This is a genomic window from Parashewanella spongiae (assembly GCF_004358345.1).
GTDB classification, from domain to species: Bacteria; Pseudomonadota; Gammaproteobacteria; order Enterobacterales; family Shewanellaceae; genus Parashewanella; species Parashewanella spongiae.
Window position 1 is genome coordinate 3366453 of record NZ_CP037952.1, and the last position, 19043, is coordinate 3385495.

The 19043-nt window shown below is 39.2% G+C and carries 12 protein-coding genes; 5 read left to right on the forward strand and 7 right to left on the reverse strand.

Annotated elements, in window-relative coordinates; all coding sequences use genetic code 11:
* Positions 1-314: 314 nt before the first annotated feature.
* Positions 315-1274, reverse strand: coding sequence for a 23S rRNA pseudouridine(955/2504/2580) synthase RluC (gene rluC / locus E2I05_RS13240; protein ID WP_121852461.1), 960 nt, complete (start codon positions 1272-1274; stop codon positions 315-317).
* A gap of 592 nt (positions 1275-1866) precedes the next feature.
* Here rluC and rne point away from each other — a divergent pair.
* On the forward strand, positions 1867-5166 hold the full coding sequence (gene rne / locus E2I05_RS13245; protein ID WP_121852459.1) for a ribonuclease E: 3300 nt from the start codon (positions 1867-1869) through the stop codon (positions 5164-5166).
* A gap of 132 nt (positions 5167-5298) precedes the next feature.
* Positions 5299-6858 (forward strand): SulP family inorganic anion transporter, encoded by a 1560-nt coding sequence (locus E2I05_RS13250; protein WP_121852460.1) that lies wholly within the window; start codon positions 5299-5301, stop codon positions 6856-6858.
* Between the two features lie 181 nt (positions 6859-7039).
* Here the strand turns inward: E2I05_RS13250 and ltrA are convergent, their stop codons facing one another.
* Together ltrA and E2I05_RS13260 are read right to left on the reverse strand one after the other, a co-directional pair.
* The gene (gene ltrA / locus E2I05_RS13255; protein ID WP_133309452.1) at positions 7040-8320 is read right to left on the reverse strand and encodes a group II intron reverse transcriptase/maturase; all 1281 of its coding nucleotides are present in this window, start codon (positions 8318-8320) and stop codon (positions 7040-7042) included.
* An 809-nt stretch (positions 8321-9129) separates the two neighbouring features.
* Positions 9130-10041: a bifunctional methionine sulfoxide reductase B/A protein gene (locus tag E2I05_RS13260; RefSeq protein WP_121851751.1), complete on the reverse strand. Its 912-nt coding sequence runs from the start codon at positions 10039-10041 to the stop codon at positions 9130-9132.
* Positions 10042-10780: 739 nt separating this feature from the next.
* Between E2I05_RS13260 and E2I05_RS13265 the strand changes: the two genes are divergently transcribed.
* The 3 genes from E2I05_RS13265 (at position 10781) to E2I05_RS13275 (ending at position 16123) form a co-directional block, all read left to right on the forward strand.
* Entirely contained in the window at positions 10781-11620 is an 840-nt protein-coding gene (locus E2I05_RS13265; protein WP_121851752.1) for a 2OG-Fe(II) oxygenase family protein, read from the forward strand.
* A gap of 98 nt (positions 11621-11718) precedes the next feature.
* Positions 11719-12654, forward strand: a complete 936-nt coding sequence (ylqF, locus tag E2I05_RS13270) for a ribosome biogenesis GTPase YlqF (RefSeq protein WP_121851753.1) — start codon at positions 11719-11721, stop codon at positions 12652-12654.
* Positions 12655-13138: 484 nt separating this feature from the next.
* The gene (locus E2I05_RS13275; RefSeq protein ID WP_121851754.1) at positions 13139-16123 is read left to right on the forward strand and encodes a COG1361 family protein; all 2985 of its coding nucleotides are present in this window, start codon (positions 13139-13141) and stop codon (positions 16121-16123) included.
* A gap of 97 nt (positions 16124-16220) precedes the next feature.
* Here the strand turns inward: E2I05_RS13275 and E2I05_RS13280 are convergent, their stop codons facing one another.
* The 4 genes from E2I05_RS13280 to E2I05_RS13295 form a co-directional block, all read right to left on the reverse strand.
* Positions 16221-16502, reverse strand: a complete 282-nt coding sequence (locus E2I05_RS13280; protein ID WP_121851806.1) for a YeaC family protein — start codon at positions 16500-16502, stop codon at positions 16221-16223.
* Entirely contained in the window at positions 16499-16816 is a 318-nt protein-coding gene (locus tag E2I05_RS13285; protein WP_121851755.1) for a zinc ribbon domain-containing protein, read from the reverse strand. Before E2I05_RS13285 ends, E2I05_RS13280 begins: the two co-directional genes overlap by 4 nt.
* A gap of 3 nt (positions 16817-16819) precedes the next feature.
* The gene (locus E2I05_RS13290) at positions 16820-17947 is read right to left on the reverse strand and encodes a M14 family metallopeptidase (RefSeq protein WP_121851756.1); all 1128 of its coding nucleotides are present in this window, start codon (positions 17945-17947) and stop codon (positions 16820-16822) included.
* Between the two features lie 294 nt (positions 17948-18241).
* Positions 18242-19042, reverse strand: a complete 801-nt coding sequence (locus tag E2I05_RS13295; protein ID WP_121851757.1) for a class I SAM-dependent methyltransferase — start codon at positions 19040-19042, stop codon at positions 18242-18244.
* Between the last annotated feature and the right edge of the window lies 1 nt (position 19043).

Consider the following 19043-nt stretch of genomic DNA (forward strand, 5'->3'; position numbering starts at 1 on the left):
CTATCTGCGTTGTAACTTTTGCAAGTAGAATAACTACTTGCTGCAAGCTACGCCTTACTATCAGCCATTTTTTCTATGCTTGAGAACGCAGTCAACTGATGTTTCTAGGATGAATGAATCACCCGCCCCAGAGGAGAGAGGTATCGTTTATCTAGCGAAGACTAGAAACGAAGTAACGACAGTTTTGTTGTCGGTAGTCTAGCCTCTTTTTCTTGTTTAGTGAAAGTCACTGGATACCCGCATACGCAGTTATGACAAAACTCAAATGCATTAGAGCGCCTGAATTCTAATGCACTTATTTTAGAATGTATAAATTAAACTTTCTTCAAAGCATTCAATAAATTGACCAGTTCTTCATCAGGCTCTGAACGAACAGTCATTCTTTCTTCAGTATCTGGGTGAGTAAATTGAAGTTGTTCTGCATGAAGAAACAGCCTCCTTAATCCCTGAGCTCGCATCGAATCATCAAATTTTTGCTCACTGTATTTTTCATCACAAGCTATAGGATGCCCAGCATGCTGACAGTGGACTCGTATTTGATGTGTACGACCTGTTAACGGACTCGCCTTGACTAAAGTCGCACCTTGAAATTTTTGAACAATTTTAAATCGAGTTTGTGATGCTTTTCCTTCAGCGTTGACTCGAACAATTCGTTCACCAGATTTGAGCGTCATCTTTAATAAAGGCGCATTGACTTGTTTCACATTTTTTTGCCACTCACCGCGCACTAATGCTAAATAGTCTTTTTGCATTTTCTTATAACGAAGCTGATCATGTAAATTTTTTAACGCACTACGTTTTTTAGCAATGAGTAAAATTCCCGATGTTTCTTTATCGAGTCGATGCACTAACTCAAGAAACTTTTGCTGCGGCCGTAAACTTCGCATGGCTTCTATCACACCATAATCAACTCCGCTTCCACCATGGACGGCTATTCCAGAAGGCTTATTAAGTGCAATAAGGTGCTTATCTTCATAAACAATACGATTTTCAAGCTGAGAAACTCTTGATAATTTAGGAGACGGAGCGCGATCATCACTCGCCTCTGACACTCGCACAGGCGGAATGCGAACAATATCGCCAATTTGGAGCTTATATTCAGGTTTTATTCGCTTTTTATTTACTCTAACCTCACCCTTTCGCACAATTCGATAAATCATGCTTTTGGGTACACCTTTTAATTTGGTCATCAAAAAGTTATCAATGCGTTGGCTAAGGTTATCTTCGTCGATTTCGACTAACTGCACTTTAACGGCTAATTCTTGTTTACTCATCATTTAACTACTCAATTTTCATGCTGCCATGATACATCAATTAATTTGTTTTCGCCTTTACGTTGCTGAATTTTTCGATTATTGCTATATTTCACCATTGGATAGCAATATTTATTGTTTATAAACAAATTTACTTGCTTTGCCATCACTGGTTTTCAGAGAATTAAAGTCATTCAACATGGTTGTAACCCATTGAGTTACAAGCTGAGTTTAAATCAAACTTTAAGAAAAATTGATTTTCAGCCAAACCTGAGACAGACACCACAAATTAATGGTTTCTACTGAATTAACCAAACGAATATGAACATTATTTTAACTGGTTATCAGACAGTTGTGTTCGATTTGGCATTATTGGAATTTTATACAGAATTTATGAAATTAATCGATATTTACAACATAAAGCGAATTGTATACATCGAAAAGAGACATAAATAGGCGGCTACACGCAGTGAATGCGTTTAACAAAGCTAAAAACTTGAGCGCCTCAGATTGCCTAATTTCCGACCGTGAGGTTCGTGCTTATACTTTAGGCCCATAATGTAATCAGCTGCACAGTCTGGTGATCCATCATTTTAAGAAGAATGAAATCATCATGAAACGTATGTTAATTAATGCAACTCAATCTGAAGAGTTGCGCGTTGCTCTAGTTGATGGGCAACAACTCTATGATCTAGATATTGAAAGCCCAGGACACGAGCAGAAAAAAGCCAATATATACAAAGGAAAAATCACTCGAGTAGAGCCCTCCCTAGAAGCGGCTTTCGTCGATTATGGCGCTGAACGTCACGGCTTTTTACCACTTAAAGAAATTGCCCGCGAATATTTCCCTAAAGGATATTCTTTCCAAGGTCGCCCTAGCATCAAAGAGGTTGTTAAGGAAGGCCAAGAAGTTATCGTTCAGATAGATAAAGAGGAACGAGGCAACAAAGGTGCGGCGTTAACTACTTTCATTAGCCTTGCTGGCTCTTATCTTGTTCTTATGCCAAATAATCCTCGAGCTGGCGGCATTTCTCGCCGTATTGAAGGTGATGAGCGCACAGAATTAAAAGCAGCTATGTCACAGCTTGAAATGCCTGCTGGTATGGGACTTATTGTTCGTACAGCGGGTGTAGGTAAAGCTGCTGAAGAACTCAAGTGGGACTTACAAGTATTACAGCATCATTGGGCAGCTATTCAAGAATCAGCTGAATCAGGCAGTGCTCCTTTCTTAATTCATCAGGAAAGCAACGTTATTGTGCGTGCAATTCGTGATTATTTGCGCCGCGATGTTGGTGAAATCTTAATTGACCACCAAAAAGTTTATGATAATGCCAAACAACACATATCCCTAGTTCGCCCTGACTTTGCAGATAGAGTAAAACTTTATAAGTCTGAAGTACCTTTATTTACTCATTTCCAAATAGAGTCTCAAATTGAATCGGCATTTCAACGTGAAGTAAGATTGCCTTCAGGTGGTTCAATCGTCATTGATCCAACCGAAGCATTAACCTCAATCGATATTAACTCTTCACGCGCTACAAAAGGTGGCGACATTGAGGAAACCGCTTTAAATACTAACCTTGAAGCGTCAGACGAAATTGCTCGCCAACTTCGTTTACGTGACTTGGGTGGTTTGGTTGTTATCGATTACATTGACATGACACCGGCTCGTCATCAACGTGAAGTTGAAAACCGTCTTCGTGATGCCGTACATCATGATAGAGCACGTGTACAGTTAGGGAGAATATCCCGTTTTGGTTTAATGGAGATGTCTCGTCAGCGTTTACGCCCTTCACTTGAAGAGTCAGCAGCGAACCTTTGCCCTCGCTGTCATGGGCAAGGAACCGTTCGAGGAACTGAGTCATTAGCGCTGTCTATTCTTCGATTAATGGAAGAAGAATCTATCAAGGAAAATACTTCTCAAATTGAAGCAATTGTTCCTGTAGATGTTGCAGCCTTTTTATTAAATGAAAAGCGAAAAGCAATACGTATTACTGAAGAACGCCATGGGGTTGAAGTTTATATTATCCCTGATGCACATATGACAACGCCCGATTATCGAGTTGTTCGTCATCGTAATGATGAAGATGCTATTGAGTCTAGTTTTAATCGCACAGAAAAGCCTGAAACAAAGCTTTATGAACCACGTAAGCTTGAGCGAGCTGCAAGCTCAGAGCCTACTCTAAAAGGGTTTTCTTCCCCTAAAAAAGCGATATCTCCTGCTAAGTCATCCGCTAAACCCGTTGCTAAAAAATCTTCTGATTCTCAAGGGTTATTCTCTCGGATATTTTCTGCAATTGCTGGTTTATTTAAAACGGAAGAAGCCCCGAAAACAAGCTCGAAATCATCTAATAAAAAGTCATCGGAAAACACTCAACGCAGAAACTCTCGTCGGAATAACGACAATCGTAGTTCACGTAATACGAAAGATTCTTCTAAACGAGATGGTACGGACAACCAAGAACGTAAGCCTCGCAATGCAAAAGCTAACAATAAAACAGATACAAGGCCTACTCGCCAAGCGAAACCTGATGCTTCAGAGCCAAAACAGGAAGCTGCTCGTGAACGTCGCCAAAGACGGAACATGAGACGCAAGGTGCGGATCGAGCAAGAGCAACAAGTAGAAGAAGTCGTAAATGTTGAATTACAAAACAATCAACCTGTAGAAACGCCTACTTCAGCAGAAGTTGCAACAAAAGCTGAGTCTCCAGTAAAAGAGACTAAGCCTCGTCAGCCACGTAGAAAACCAAAGCCGAAAACGGTTGCAACAGACACTGTGACCACAGAAGAAACCTCGACCAAGTCCAATGATACGGCAGTGGCTGTACAACAATCACCTAAAAAGGCCGTAAAAAAAGTCAAAGCTGAAACTGTGACCATAGAAGATGCTGTTAAATTACCTGCGGAATCTGTAGAAAATGCTGATACAGAGAGTTCTCTTGAAAGTAACTCAGCTGACAGCGCTAAAGAAGAAGTTAAAGAAACAACACGACGAAGCCGCCGTAGCCCTCGTCACTTGAGAGCTGCAGGGCAACGTCGTCGTAAAGATGAAAAAGACGGACAAGTTTCAGATCCTGTATTCGAATCTCACGAAGAACAGCCTGTTAGTTTTGACTTTGAAAGCAGTAACACTGAAAGTGCGCCTGTAGAAACTTCTGAACAAGCCCATGTTGAGCCTGTTCCTGAAGTGGCCGATACTCCGGCTGCGGAGATAGAAACTAAAGTAGCTAAAGCTGACTCAACAGCTTCTGAAGCCCCTGTTGAAGTTGAAGTTGAAGTTGAAGCAAAAGCGAAAACAAAATCAAAAGCTAAGAAAACATCTGCAGCAGAGAAAAAAGTAAAAACTTCTGCCAAAGCTAAAGTAACCTCCCCTTCGGCTAAAAAATCTAAAGATGATGAGGCTGTTAAAGTTGAAGAAACTGCTCCACCAGCTCAAACTGAGCCTACATCTGCATCAAACGTTGAACTTCAAGTTGAGAGCGTCCCAGTTGAAAGTGAGCCAAAAGTCAAAGCTTCTGCTCCAAAAGCTAAAGTTAAGACCAAAATTGATGCGGAACGTACCTCAGCTGCGGCTCCTATGGCTAAGCCAACTCCAGTAAAAAGGCAAACTAAAAAGGCAACAGTGAAAACTAAAGTCGATGAAGCTGTAAATTCCACTGTTACGCCAAAAGAAAGCCTAGAAGATGCTTCTGATGTTGTTGTAGACGCAACTGTTGCTACTACAACAGTGAAGCCAAAGACTTCAAATAGTCGCTTCGGCTCTATGGTAAGTTCACAAATGTCTAAGCCTAAACTTGAGCAAAGAGTAAAAGTAGAAACACCGAAAGGACACGATTACTCTGATGAAGCGCCTGTTAAAACAGTCAAATCAAAAGCAACTAATAGCGCAGGATCAGAGATGGCTAGACCGTAACTATCTAAATAACTTTTCATTAAAAAGAAGTCATCATTTGATGGCTTCTTTTTTGAGTTATTGATGGTTATTTCTGCTAAAATCGCCGCCTGAAATTTAAGCCATTTTATTATAAATTTATATTGAGGTCAGATGTTCGATCTAATTCGTCATAAAACTGCGAGTTCAAAAGCTGATTTACTCTCTGGTATTACAGTCGCTCTCGCATTGGTACCAGAAGCTGTAGCATTTGCATTTGTTGCAGGTGTTGAACCCATGGTAGGTTTGTATGCTGCTTTCATAATGGGACTGATTACTGCTTTAATAGGCGGTAGACCAGGTATGATATCTGGAGCAACGGGCGCTATGGCCGTTGTCATGGTTGCGTTAGTCGCTGAGCATGGTGTGCAATACCTTTTTGCAGCCGTTGTTTTAGCAGGATTAATTCAAGTTTTAGCTGGTGTATTTAAGCTCGGCAAATTTATCCGAATCGTGCCGTACCCTGTAATGATAGGCTTTGTGAATGGTCTAGCAATTGTTATTTTCCTCGCTCAATTAGGCCAATTTAAAGCCCCTGATGCGAATGGTGTATTGCAATGGCTACAAGGTAACCAAATGTACCTAATGTTAGGGCTCGTCGCTCTAACGATGTTTATCATTCATTTTTTACCTAAGCTGACCAGCGCGATTCCATCTTCTTTAGCCGCGATATTAACAGTTACAGCTATAGTTGTTGGTTTTGACTTAGACACTCGCACTGTTTTAGATTTCCTAAAGTCGATGAGTGGTGATGAAACAGCAACGATTGCTGGTAATCTACCAACATTCAATATTCCAAGTGTACCGTTCAACCTTGAAACTTTGATGATTATTGCACCTTATTCGGCAATCCTTGCCGCAGTTGGTTTGATTGAATCACTTCTGACGTTAACTGTTATTGATGAAATGACAGAGTCTCGAGGAAAAGGCAACAAAGAATGCGTTGGTCAAGGTGTTGCAAACATTACCAGTGGCTTTTTTGGCGCTATGGGTGGCTGCGCGATGATCGGTCAATCTATGATCAACATTAACTCAGGTGGCCGTGGCCGATTATCTGGCATCACCGCTGCATTGGCATTACTAGCATTTATTCTGTTTGGTTCTAGTTTCATTGAAATGATCCCACTTGCAGCACTAGTTGGCGTTATGTTCATGGTCGTGCTGGGCACATTTGAATGGGCTAGCTTCAAGGTAATGCGTAAAGTACCGTTACATGACGCGTTTGTGATTATTTTGGTAACTACTGTTACCGTATTTACAGATCTAGCGTTTGCCGTTTTTGTTGGCGTAATCGTTTCTGCATTAGTTTTTGCATGGGAACATGCAAAACATATTAATGTGCAAATAGAAGAAGATGCAAATGGATGGAAAGTTTATAAACTAAACGGCCCGCTGTTTTTTGGTTCCGTTTCAAACTTCTTAGAGTTATTTGATGCTAAAAAAGACTCTGCAGATGTTATTGTCGACTTTCAAAATTCTCGAGTTGCAGATCACTCAGCATTAGAAGCTATCGATACGTTAGCTGAGCGTTATGTTTCTACAGGAAAGCGCCTACATTTAAGACACTTAAGTGGCGACTGTAAACAATTATTAAACAAAGCTGGTGATTTAGTGGAAGTAAATTTAATAGAAGATCCACACTATCATATTGCTGATGACAAGTTAGATTCTTAACTCTAGCTTGCTATCTTGACCTCTGAGAATGGGTAGTGAGCCAACCTCACTACTCGTTTAAGTAGAGTAGGCTACTGGCTTCGCTATCGCTTATCCAGCAGCCCCTCTTCGATTCCGTGCATGAGGTTTTCCCTCACACGGCTCTGTTGTTACACTTCTCTCAGCCCCTTCACTTTGCTTATCATCTTGTCGTGGGTAAATACTCAAGACCAGCTTGGCGTAATTTTTCGTAAGCACCTCGTGATAGATACTTGCTTCGACGTTGACTTAAGCGACGATGCCATCGATAGAATCGGTTTACTACAAATCCATTTATTCTGAAAAATACTCCTCTGGGATATCCTATCCCACCAAAATAGTGTTTCCATCCCCTCAGAACTTGATTAACTTTATTTATCAGTACGCCAAGTGTATTTGAGGTTCGATGCTTCACTATGTCTCTGAGTTTATTTTTCAGCTTTGTTTGGCTCTTCTTAGACGCCTGTATCTTAATGTAACTGGTGCCTTTGATGAAGCCTGTGATCCGTTGAAAGTTAAAACCGAGGAAATCAAACTCATTCATCAGCTTTCCCATATCCACACAGTGGGTTTTACTTTGATTTAGCTTCAGACCTTCATCACTTAATTGCTGTGCTATCCAGTCCAGTTGCTCTTGTGTGTAGGTTTGCTTATGAAGTACAACAAAATCATCTGCATAGGTAACGATTTTACACGGTGTTTTTTCGTGTATTTTCAAACAGAAATCGTTGAGATAGATGTTAGCCAGTAGTGGAGAGATAACTCCGCCTTGCGGAGTGCCACATCGGCTTGCTTCTATTCGCCATTTTCTGTTGACCGTCTCTACGCTGATGGGCGCTTTGATAAAGCTTTTCAGCAAACTCAGAAAGCTGCTGTCGCTTATTCGCCTTTCTACTTTTGCCATCAACTTAGCGTGCGGGATGGTATCGAAATAGGCGCTCAAGTCAGCATCAAGTACGTGCTGATAGCCTTGTTTTAGGCTCATTTCAATGACTTTTACCGCTTGCTGGGCGCTTCGACATGGACGATAACCATAACTGTGTTCATGTAAATGAGGTTCGTAGACGGGTTGCATCACTATTGTCATCGCCATTTGCACAATTCTGTCACTGATTATCGGGATCCCAAGTTTCCGCGTTTTGCCGTTGTCTTTGAGTATTTCTACTCGTTTGACTGGGCTAGGTCGATAGTTTTTCTGTTGTAATTGAGTTTGAATTTCTTTTAACAGCGCAACGACTTTCTTTTGCTGCTCTAGACAACTGAATGTGATGCCATCAATTCCTGCTCCGCCTTTATTGGCTTTGCATCGTCGATAGGCTTCTTCGAGTATATCTAGGCGACTGAGTTTATCGTACAAGCTGTAAAATCGTAGCTCCGAGTTAAGCTTTGAGCGTAAGTAAAGTTTTCGCTGTAATATTCTGATATTTACTGGAGTGTTAGCCATATGGCAATTTCACCTCAAAAGTTACGTTAAAAAACGGGTGTAACACTGAGCCCCTTCCCTGATGTGAAGTTATGTTGTCTTCACGGTTAACGGTACTATGGGCTCATCCGACTGCCTGAGCGCCCTATCTGAAATTTCGGTTTACCTTATATTCGGATAGTGGAAGTCACTACCTTCCAACACTCAGGCTCTCCCACGTTCACTTTATTTCCTTCAATACATGCCACTTCATATTACGCCGGAAGATCAAACAGATGCATTTACCAGTTGCTTCTCTGTTTGTGTCAGGGTTCGTCAACTAGGAAAGACTCCCCATCTTCATTTTTTGATTTACGACGCTTAACTGAATTCGCTTGATGCTGCGGCCTACATTGCATCTCAACCTTTATTCAAGGCCTTTGTCACAGGGCTTCATGTCATAGCGGTTACCCATTATGCATGCCCGTCAGATTTCGGGATGAACTGGTAATTATCCCGTCAGGTACGTTTCAACCTGATGGACTTATTATAAATAATAACGTTGCTGTCTCTGGTTTATGGCCATGTAATCGCTTGGCTGCGTATACGTTGAGACAAATCCCGCAACAGAATAAAGCGCTTCGTGGCGCTCCCTAGAAACATCTGTTAACTACGTTCTGAAGCGTAGAAAAAATGGCTGATAGTAAGGCGTAGCTTGCAGCAAGTACTCTACTTGCAAAAGTTACAACGCAGATAACAGTCATTTTAGCAAGCTTGTGAGCGTAGAGCACTTCACTCATTGGCTGAAAGCCATGATGATAAAATCATCGTATTTCTCATATACTCAACGTTCAACTGATGTTTTTAGATTTAATTCGATCAGAAAATACCTTTCGAATCTTATCCACTTTAGGTTTTATCACAATCTGACAATATGGCTGATGGCCATGAAGCTCATAATAATCATTATGATAATTTTCAGCGGGGTAAAAGCTTTCAAGCATGGTCAGCTCTGTCACAATAGGCGCTTGAAAAACACAAGACAGTTCTAAATGCTTTATAAACTCTGAAGCTTTTTCTGCTTGAAGCGAGTTATGAGCAAAAATAACACTTCGATATTGAGGGCCAATATCATTACCTTGCTGATTATATGTAGTCGGATCATGTGCCTCAAAAAAAACCAGCATCAATGTTTCATAATCAATCACATCTGGATCAAACTCTATTTGTACGACTTCAGCATGGCCGGTAGAACCAGAACATACCGCTTTATAGTTTGCTTCTGTTGCAAGACCACCTGAATACCCTGAAGTTACATTTAATACTCCATTCAATTCCGAAAAAACAGCTTCGATACACCAAAAGCAACCACCACCGAACGTAGCTAAAAATTTTGTTTTTTTTACCTCTTCGGTTGCTTCAAATATCATAGAAACAGAATTCACACAATGTCTGACATTTTTTTCTGTCAAATATTCACCTTCAAATACATGACCTAAATGCCCGCCACATTTACTACAAACAATCTCAGTTCGTTTTCCATCGGCATCCATATGGCGAGTCACAGCACCTTGAATTTCATCATCAAATGAAGGCCACCCACAATGAGAAATGAATTTATGCTCTGAACGATACAGCGGTGCCCTACACTTTTTACATAGGTAAATACCTTCACTATCTAAATTTGTATATTCACCACTAAAAGGAGCCTCAGTGCCTTTTTGTTCAATCACATACTTTTCAAAATCAGTTAATTTACTCATGGTAGTTCTCATTATGTTATAAATACTCGGGTATATGTACTAGGGGCTGTTTATCTTTCAGGATTAAATTCTGTACTATTTGAGCGTTTATCTGTTCAAGGCGTAAGCAGTGAAGCTTAGTCATCTAAGTAAACGGGTTACAACACAGAACAGTGAACGCTCAAAAGCATCGAAAAAAGAGAGAGCGTAAATTGGTCGCTCTTTCTAAATAAAAGGTACTGCGTTATCGCTTGCTTATTTGGAAACGAAGTAACGACAGTTTTGTATGTCGATAATAACCAAACCGCACAAACTCTGTTTTGTATAAAACGATCAATTTATCGCTGCAAAAATAATCACGAAAGATAAATAGCCCCTAATACCAATTACAGTAATTAATTTCTCATTCAGCAAGTAAAAAAGGTTTGCAGTACAAGGCGCATGTTCGAAGTACTATATTCCCTACGGCCGCCATATAAAGCTCGCGTTCAATGCACTTCGTGCTTTTGTCGGGATAAGTCAAAAACGTGCAACGTAGCAATGTAATAACGACAGTTTTGTATGTCGGTAATAACTATGTTTTCACCAATTTCGTTTGTACTTTGTTCGCATACATAGCTCTCAGTTGAGCATTTAATTACTGTAATTGGTATAAACTCGATTATTCTTTTACTTTTCAAAATATGAAACACAGCTTTTGCAGTTAACCTTATGTAAAGGTAAAATGCACGCGGGGTTAACTCACTTAAGAATATAACAAATGAAATTAGACACAATTGATTATCTTGCAAAGGACGCATCCAAGCAATTTGTAGAATCACTACACCAAACCGGTTTTAGTGTGTTAAGAAATCATCCAATAAGCCAAGAGCTTGTTGAAACAATCTATTCAGAGTGGCAAGAATTTTTCAATTCTGAAGAAAAACATGATTTCAAATTTAATGTTTCAACACAAGATGGTTTTTTTCCTGCCAGTGTTTCAGAGACAGCAAAAGGCAATTCAGTTAAAGATATAAAAGAATATTATCACTACTATCCTTGGGGTCAGATCCCTAAATCTTTAGAAGAAAATATTGTAAAATACTACCAATTAGCGAACTCTTTTGCATCTGAGTTACTTTGCTGGATTGAAGAACACTCACCTGCTGAAGTTGCCGCTCACTACTCCATCGCTTTATCCGAAATGATAAAAGACAGTGACAGCACTTTATTAAGAATATTACATTATCCTCCAATGACTGGTAATGAAGAGTCAGGAGCTATTCGGGCTGCCGCACATGAAGATATCAACTTGATTACTGTGCTTCCTGCTGCAAACGAACCAGGTTTACAAGTTAAAGATAAAGACGGTACTTGGTTAGATGTCCCAAGTGACTTTGGTAACATTATCATCAATATCGGTGATATGCTGCAAGAGACAACAAACGGATACTTCCCTTCAACGTCTCATCGCGTTATTAACCCTGAAGGAATGGATAAAACAAAAGCTCGTATTTCATTACCGCTTTTTTTACACCCAAAACCTGATGTTGTCCTTTCTGAACGTTACACTGCTCATGAATACTTACAGGAACGATTAAAAGAACTTGGCGTCATTTAATCCCGTAAAGAGCGCTTATTAGCGCTTTTTTTATGACATTTTATTATGATTAAGTAAAATATCCAACTTTAGACGTTATATAAATACAAGGCATCATCATGGCGATACAGTGGTACCCAGGGCATATGCATAAAGCCCAAAAAGAAATCGAAAAAGTTATGCCGCAAGTTGATCTTGTTATTGAGGTTTTAGATGCCCGTATCCCTTACAGCAGTGAAAACCCGATGGTCGCCTCGCTGCGCGGAGATAAGCCTTGTATCAAGTTGCTCAATAAAAGTGATCTTGCCGATCCAGAAGTAACAGCACAATGGATTGATTATTTAGAGCGAGAGCAAGGGGTTAAAGCCAGTGCCATTACTACATTACAAGCAGCCATGATCAAAAAAATCCCTGATCTTTGTCGTAAATTCGTTCCTTCCCGAGATAAAACCGAAAAAGACATTCGTACCATGATTATGGGTATACCGAATGTGGGTAAGTCGACAATTATTAATACTCTGGCTGGTCGTGTTATTGCGAAAACAGGTAATGAACCCGCGGTAACTAAAACCCAACAACGTATCAATTTAAGAAATGGTATTGTTCTTTCTGACACTCCGGGAATTTTATGGCCGAAAGTCGATAATGAAGCCAGCAGTTACAGATTAGCAGTAACAGGTGCAATTAAAGATACCGCAATGGATTACGATGACGTAGCTTTATTTGCTTGTGAATTTTTCTTAAACGCCTATCCAAAAGAAATTTGTGAGCGCTATAAAATTAAAGAAATACCAAAAGATGATATTGGATTATTAGAAGAAATAGGCCGAAAACGCGGCGCGTTACGCCCTGGAGGCCACATTAATTTTCATAAAGCCTCAGAAGTATTACTGCATGATTTCCGAAGTGGAAAAATCGGTCAACTTACACTCGAAACACCTGAAATGGCTGAAGTTGAAAAACAAAAAGTATCAGAAATGCTAGCAGCCAAAGAAGAAGAGCACTTGCGCCAACAAGAGGAAAAAAAGAAAAAGCATTCAGGTAAACGTTATTAACTCCCAGTGCCAAGGCGAGAGCATGAATGTTCATTCTTTCGCCCTGATGTCGCCACAGCCTTTTTTCAGTAGCTATAGTTTGCAATGAAAAGCTCGAACTGTAACTGGTATTAATAATGGAAATATCTACTAATGCTAAATTAAACTGGCTTTTTATTCTGATATTTGTTATTGAAGGCGCTGTTTTTTCTACCACAATTTCGATACTTACACTTACATTCAATGTAGTAGTTTTGTTTAAAACAAGTTAAAAAATTCAACTTAAATTTCAAAGGCTTATTCATTAAACGTTTCGACAAAAATCACCACTCTTTCAACTAACTATTATTAAATATCCTTTTTTATTAGTAAGATAAGAAATATCTATAATAACTGTCTATATGCCATTTCAGTTAACTCTAACAACTCACATTAAAATTCAATTACTCTGAGTATATCCCTTCCCCTCCATTTAGTGTTCGATTCTATTTCTGGGAGTATTATAATGAAAAGATCACCAAGATTCATTTCTTTAGCAATATGCGCTTTTTTGTTGCTATCTAAACAAGGTTTCGCCTTACCCGATCTGTTAACACCAACAGATATTACTTCAGGTATACAAAGAGGTAATGCGTTATTTATTTATATCGTTAACCAAGGGGACAATTGTCTTTATGGGGGTAATAGTATTATGCAATGTATATTAGTCGATAATAAACTACAAAATTGTACTACTCATTATGTTCAGGCTTTTAGCGGCCCATATAAAATCATTGCAAGAAACACCAATAGAAATGCAACCCAGCTCTTTATAAATCCAAAAAACTCTAATAACTTTTACATGGTACAGACTAATAGAGCTGGTCGAATATCAGATAACGCCCATTATACATTTTCAGGAAGCGCTATGGGCGGTTCAATTATTAACATGATGTATAACAGCTTTAACGATAAACTTTATATCACTCAAGATCAAAGTAATCACTGGGGTAACTTGGTGGTATGCGGTTTTTCAAGTGATACAAACTCGATCTCATCATGCAGTGATGCGGGTAGAATCAATACCCCAAGTTTTACTTTCGATAATACGAAAAGTCATATTTTCGGATGGGGAAATCAAGCTCGGTTAAGTAAAACCGATATAAAATACCCTCTCAAAGCAAATATCAACCCAGATGGTCACATAAGCTCTATAAATCAAGGAGATGAAGTATCTATTCCTGCGGAGATGACTCCCGCAAGTATTGCCACTTTAAATAACAAATGGTGGGGGTCTTTTATCGAAAGTCTTCGTGTTAATAAGTGGACTGATTTCCCACCTACTACCAACTATGATCTTCAACAATTCAACTCGCCTCTTGCCTCAAATATTGTTTTAAAAACGATTAGAAATAGAGTGTTTTCTGTTTTCCCTGACGATAATAAAATTGAGATATGTACCTCTATGAGTGATTTATCTTGCACAGATGCATTTCGATATCTCACAATTATAAACTCTGAAACTGGTCTACCTGTTACATCTCTTAGTGTCACCCACGATTCATCCGGTACACTTATTTTTCGTAATGTAAATAATAGCTTTATTGAACATGAAAACTTAACCATAACAGGTATTCCAGACGAGTTAAGAGCAGCTTTCAGTGGTTCCTGTATAGGAAAGACATCTTTTGACTCACCCAGATCGAGCTCTGGGCGTTGTAGTTTAAGTTATAATTTTGCAAGGTTACAAAACGAATACCAAGGCTCATTCAATTACAACTTTAGTGTTAAATCAAACTCTGGTGTTTCAACTTATGGAGTTCAATTTGATATCGACAACCATTTACCACCACAACCAAAACTTGAACTTCTCACACCTGATTTAGTTCAACAAATAAACTCACTTGACTTAACTGGCGCATCTAGCGGCACAGTATTAATTTATAATGTTTCAGAACCAATGGCAGTAGCACATAATATTAATGTACGGATACCTGAGCAAATCAGTAACTATTTTTCTTCAACATCGTCAACCTGCCTTGTACAAACGCCTTTAACTTTACCCGGAGGAGAAAGCTGCACACTTAATTATATTATTCCAACCAGCCCCGAATCAGACTCGCAAGGAACACATGTTATTCAAGTGAACTCAGATGAAACATCAATTCCAGTCACTTTAAGTGTAGATATTGCCTCTGGACCCAATTTGGTATTGCGAGCACAAGATGACATTCAAGATTTAACTAGATTAACTCTGTCACCGGGAAGCGTGGGTGATTTAAGTGTACTTAATACTGGAGGTACAGCAGTTCAAAACGTACAAATCAGATTACCTAGTTCACTTTCAGGGCTTTTCAGTGGAACCTGCATTACCCCAAGTACTCTAGTCGCTCAAACGGGCACATGTTCCTTGCATTACGAAATACCACTTACCACCTTACTAGATGGAACATACAACATGAGTATCAATAGCGAAAATTTTGAGCAGAACTTTATTCCTATTGTTATCTCTCCTCCTCAAATTGATCCAAACTCAAGAATAGGTATTACTGACGATGAAACTGTTTCCGCGCTCACTAGTAGAAAAGACTTGTTTACATACACTACTGGCAGCTTTACTGTTTCAAATCAAACTGACGAGGATATTATGGATTTCTCGACTAGAATCTCTAATCTCGGCTTACATTCCAGTGGATATATTGATGGTAGTTGTTTTACTACTTCTGTATTCGAAGCCAGAAGTACTTGCAATGTTACATACCGAATTACTGATAATATTACACCAGCGAGAGCAAATATCATTTTTGGAGAAGGCACTAACGAAATTGCCGTTCTCCCAATCGATATAACTGGAGATCCTGCCATTGAAGTAAGCGCAAACGAAAACGAAATTGACTTATCAGGCATAAGCATGGATGCGTCAAATCCAAGCATGACTTTCACTTTTATGAACCGAACGTTATCAACAATCACTCACTTTAACCTTGTTGCATCAGGTGATGCCAGCCAAACGATATCAACCAACAATTGCCCAATAAATCTCCCAGCCAGTCAAAGTTGTGAAATTAGCATTCATTTAAGTGATCAGTTTCCAGCCATTGGTAGACATAGCCTTAACATACGTGGAAGTGGCTTAATTAACAGAAATATCCCTTTCACCATTAACAAAGCAGATCCTGATATTGTAACAATTGACAATCGAGGTGGATACACCATGTATGTTCAATCTACTGAATATCATGGTGTCGGAAGTGAATCCTGCTCAGAAGGCACAGACTGCTATACCACAACGAACTCAGGAAGGTTTACTAACCCGCACTCAAAAACCATAGAATCGGTGCATAATAGACTTATTTATTTCAAAATCATTGCAGGAAAAACTCGTTCACTAAGCTCTTGTGACGGAGGTAAAATAAGATGTTCCAGAGCAACATTGAATCCTAATTGTTATTATTATGATGATGGTTCCAATAGTATAAATGCTCAAAATAGCTGTGCTGCGAATTACTAATTTTTATGTTCTTACAAGTCAGTTTTCGATGTTAAAATATATTAGCAAGAATCAGCCCTAACTCTTATTAGGGCTGATTAAAGAGTTAATGACAAGATTACAGATCTTCTTGTTTGAACTCAGCAATAGTCTCACCTCTAAACTCTCTTTTAAGTTGAGCTTTCGTGAGTTCGTTTATCTGACCGCCACTAGCAATGGTGAAATGATCTTTCTGTTGAAGCCTTCTAGCTTGATACAACATAACCACTTGTAAGGTATGTTCTTTTTGCTCATCAGACAACGCGGTGCCATCTTCCCATTTACCAATTTCTGCTGCCAATAACATTTTTTGATAAACGTCTTCAGACATCTCATCAATGACTTTATTAATGTCCATTATACTTTTCCACGTCGATTCAAAATAATTCGTATTCGGGTAATTAAATAACCGATAAAGCCAAACACAAAACATGCACCACCGATATATAATCGAGTACCTTCAGCAGCTTCACCACCCCAAAACCAAATCATCACTCCAGCAATAAACAAGGTAAGTGCAATAAAGCTGTGAGTTTGTAATTGACTTGCACGATTAATCTGGCGAATCTTCTGAGTTCCCTCTGATTCTTCACCTTGCGAAACGCCACAGAATTGACAAGATTTAGCGAGACTTGAGATTCGCTTTTTGCATGCTGAGCATTCTATTAACGCCATTATTTACCTCAAATTATCAACAACAGCTAACATCGCAACTAAAGATGCTTCACCAATATAGATGCTGCGTTCTGGTGACCAGCCAACAAAAGGATCCGGTAAGTTATCATTATCTTTAAATGGCATTTCTAAGGTATTAGCTAAACATTCAAATGTATTCGCAACCCAATTACAGGCTACCGTTAAATTTGCTTTACCTGGCTCGTCTTTGTCATAGCCATACTCAGTTTGAAAGTCAGCGGTTGAAAGTTGCAATGCTGAAACAAATTCATCTTGAAGGTTTTTCAAACGTTCACTATAGTTCGGAATTCCTTCAGCCCCAGCTAAGAAAACATAAGGCAATGCTTCGTCGCCATGCATATCATAGAATAAATCAACACCTGTCTCCTTCATTTTATTAACGACGTAATAAACTTCAGGGCTTCTTTCTAGCGTTGGGGATTGCCACTCACGGTTTAAGTTTGCACCAACGGCATTCGTTCTCAGATGACCACGTACACTGCCATCAGGATTCATGTTAGGAACGATATAAATATTGGCCTTATCAAGTAGAGATTTTGAAATAGGGCAATCTTGATCTAATAGACGATGTAGCAAACCTTCTACTGCCCATTCTGCCATTGTTTCGCCTGGGTGCTGACGGGCTGTAATCCATATATTTTTCTTAGATATGTCACCATCACCAACTTTTACCAGTGTTAAATCACGACCGTCGATTGTTAAGCCAAGCTGCTCCAAAGACACTTGTGGGTGTAGCTGAACAGAACTAATAAGATCAAGATGACGCTCGTAACTATATGGTGCAAAATAAGCTATTTGAACAGTCTCGCACTGTAATTCGATTTGAATTTTAAGCTGGCCATCAACGTACTCGGTAGGTACACGAAACCAGTGTTCACGGTCATAACTTGCAACAGCTTGATAATCTTCCCAGCCCTTTGTGTAAGAAGATTGTCCTGCATTCAAAATATTAAACGTGTATTGGCAACCTGCTTCACCGCTGAAACGGTAATTAAACCACTGAAAAAAATCTCCGCCTTCATCAGGACGAATTTCAAGTTGCAGATCATCTTTATTCTCTAAATTAATTACCTGAATATTTCCGCCATCAAAGCTATCACTGACTCTCATTATCGTTTCTGCCCATTAATATATTTTTATTCATCCACATTGTACCCGAACCATTGCTGCTTTCAAAAGTATCGTTTGGACATGCTTCAATTAAAAATTGCGATGAGAAATTCTGATTTTCTTTTAAACTACGAAAACTATAGGGCGTTAATTAATAAAATTTATTTGAAACTAGGGGCTGTTCATCTTTCGTGATTGTTTTTGCGTCAGTCAAGAACATAATTATCATTAGAAATAACACATATCCCAACCCAATAAGGCCTAGAAATAGGCACATTCCTTTTACATCGTTATTCATGATCCTTCCTTTTTCACCAAACCTTTCTTTCCTTTGCGCCCAGTAATTGAATAGACTAATGGAATTTGTTGACCTTTATGCTGTGCTACATAGCCTTTCCCATCAACATGCTGTAGCCCTTCAAAACAATTGTATGGACTATATGGGTATTCTTGTAAGCTCTCTATCGAAATACCAGCGCCTATTAATGCATTTATAATTTCACTCAATGAGTGTGGCCATGTAATTACAGTAGACTCCTCACCAGAGCAATTTTCGGTATAGGTACCTTCTGATTCGATATCAGGGGTTTCTTTCTTGAAGTACGAATACCCTGAAAGCACATCATGAAAAGCATGGAATTCAACAAGGTTAAATTGTCCACCTTGCTTCAAAGACTTAGCGATGGTTTGCGCCCATAAATCTAGATCTGGCAACCAACAAAGTACACCATAAGAAGTGAAAACAATATCAAACTTTTTTTCATTCACTTCACCAAAATGGTAGATATCATCGCAAATAAACTCAGCATTGAGATTAAGTTCTTCTGATAACTTTTGTGCTTGTGTTATGGCTTGTGAAGATAAATCTACCCCAGTAACTTTTGCGCCCCGCCTTGCCCAAGAAAGGGTGTCTTGACCAAAGTGACATTGTAAATGTAATAACTCTTTACCACTTACACAGCCTACTTGCTCTAGCTCTATAGGGTTGAGCGAGCACTTACCGTTTAAAAAGCCTTCTACGTCATAAAATTTCGAGTCAACATGAACCCTTGTGCGCTTATTCCATGCATCTTTGTTTATTTCTAAATATTCCATT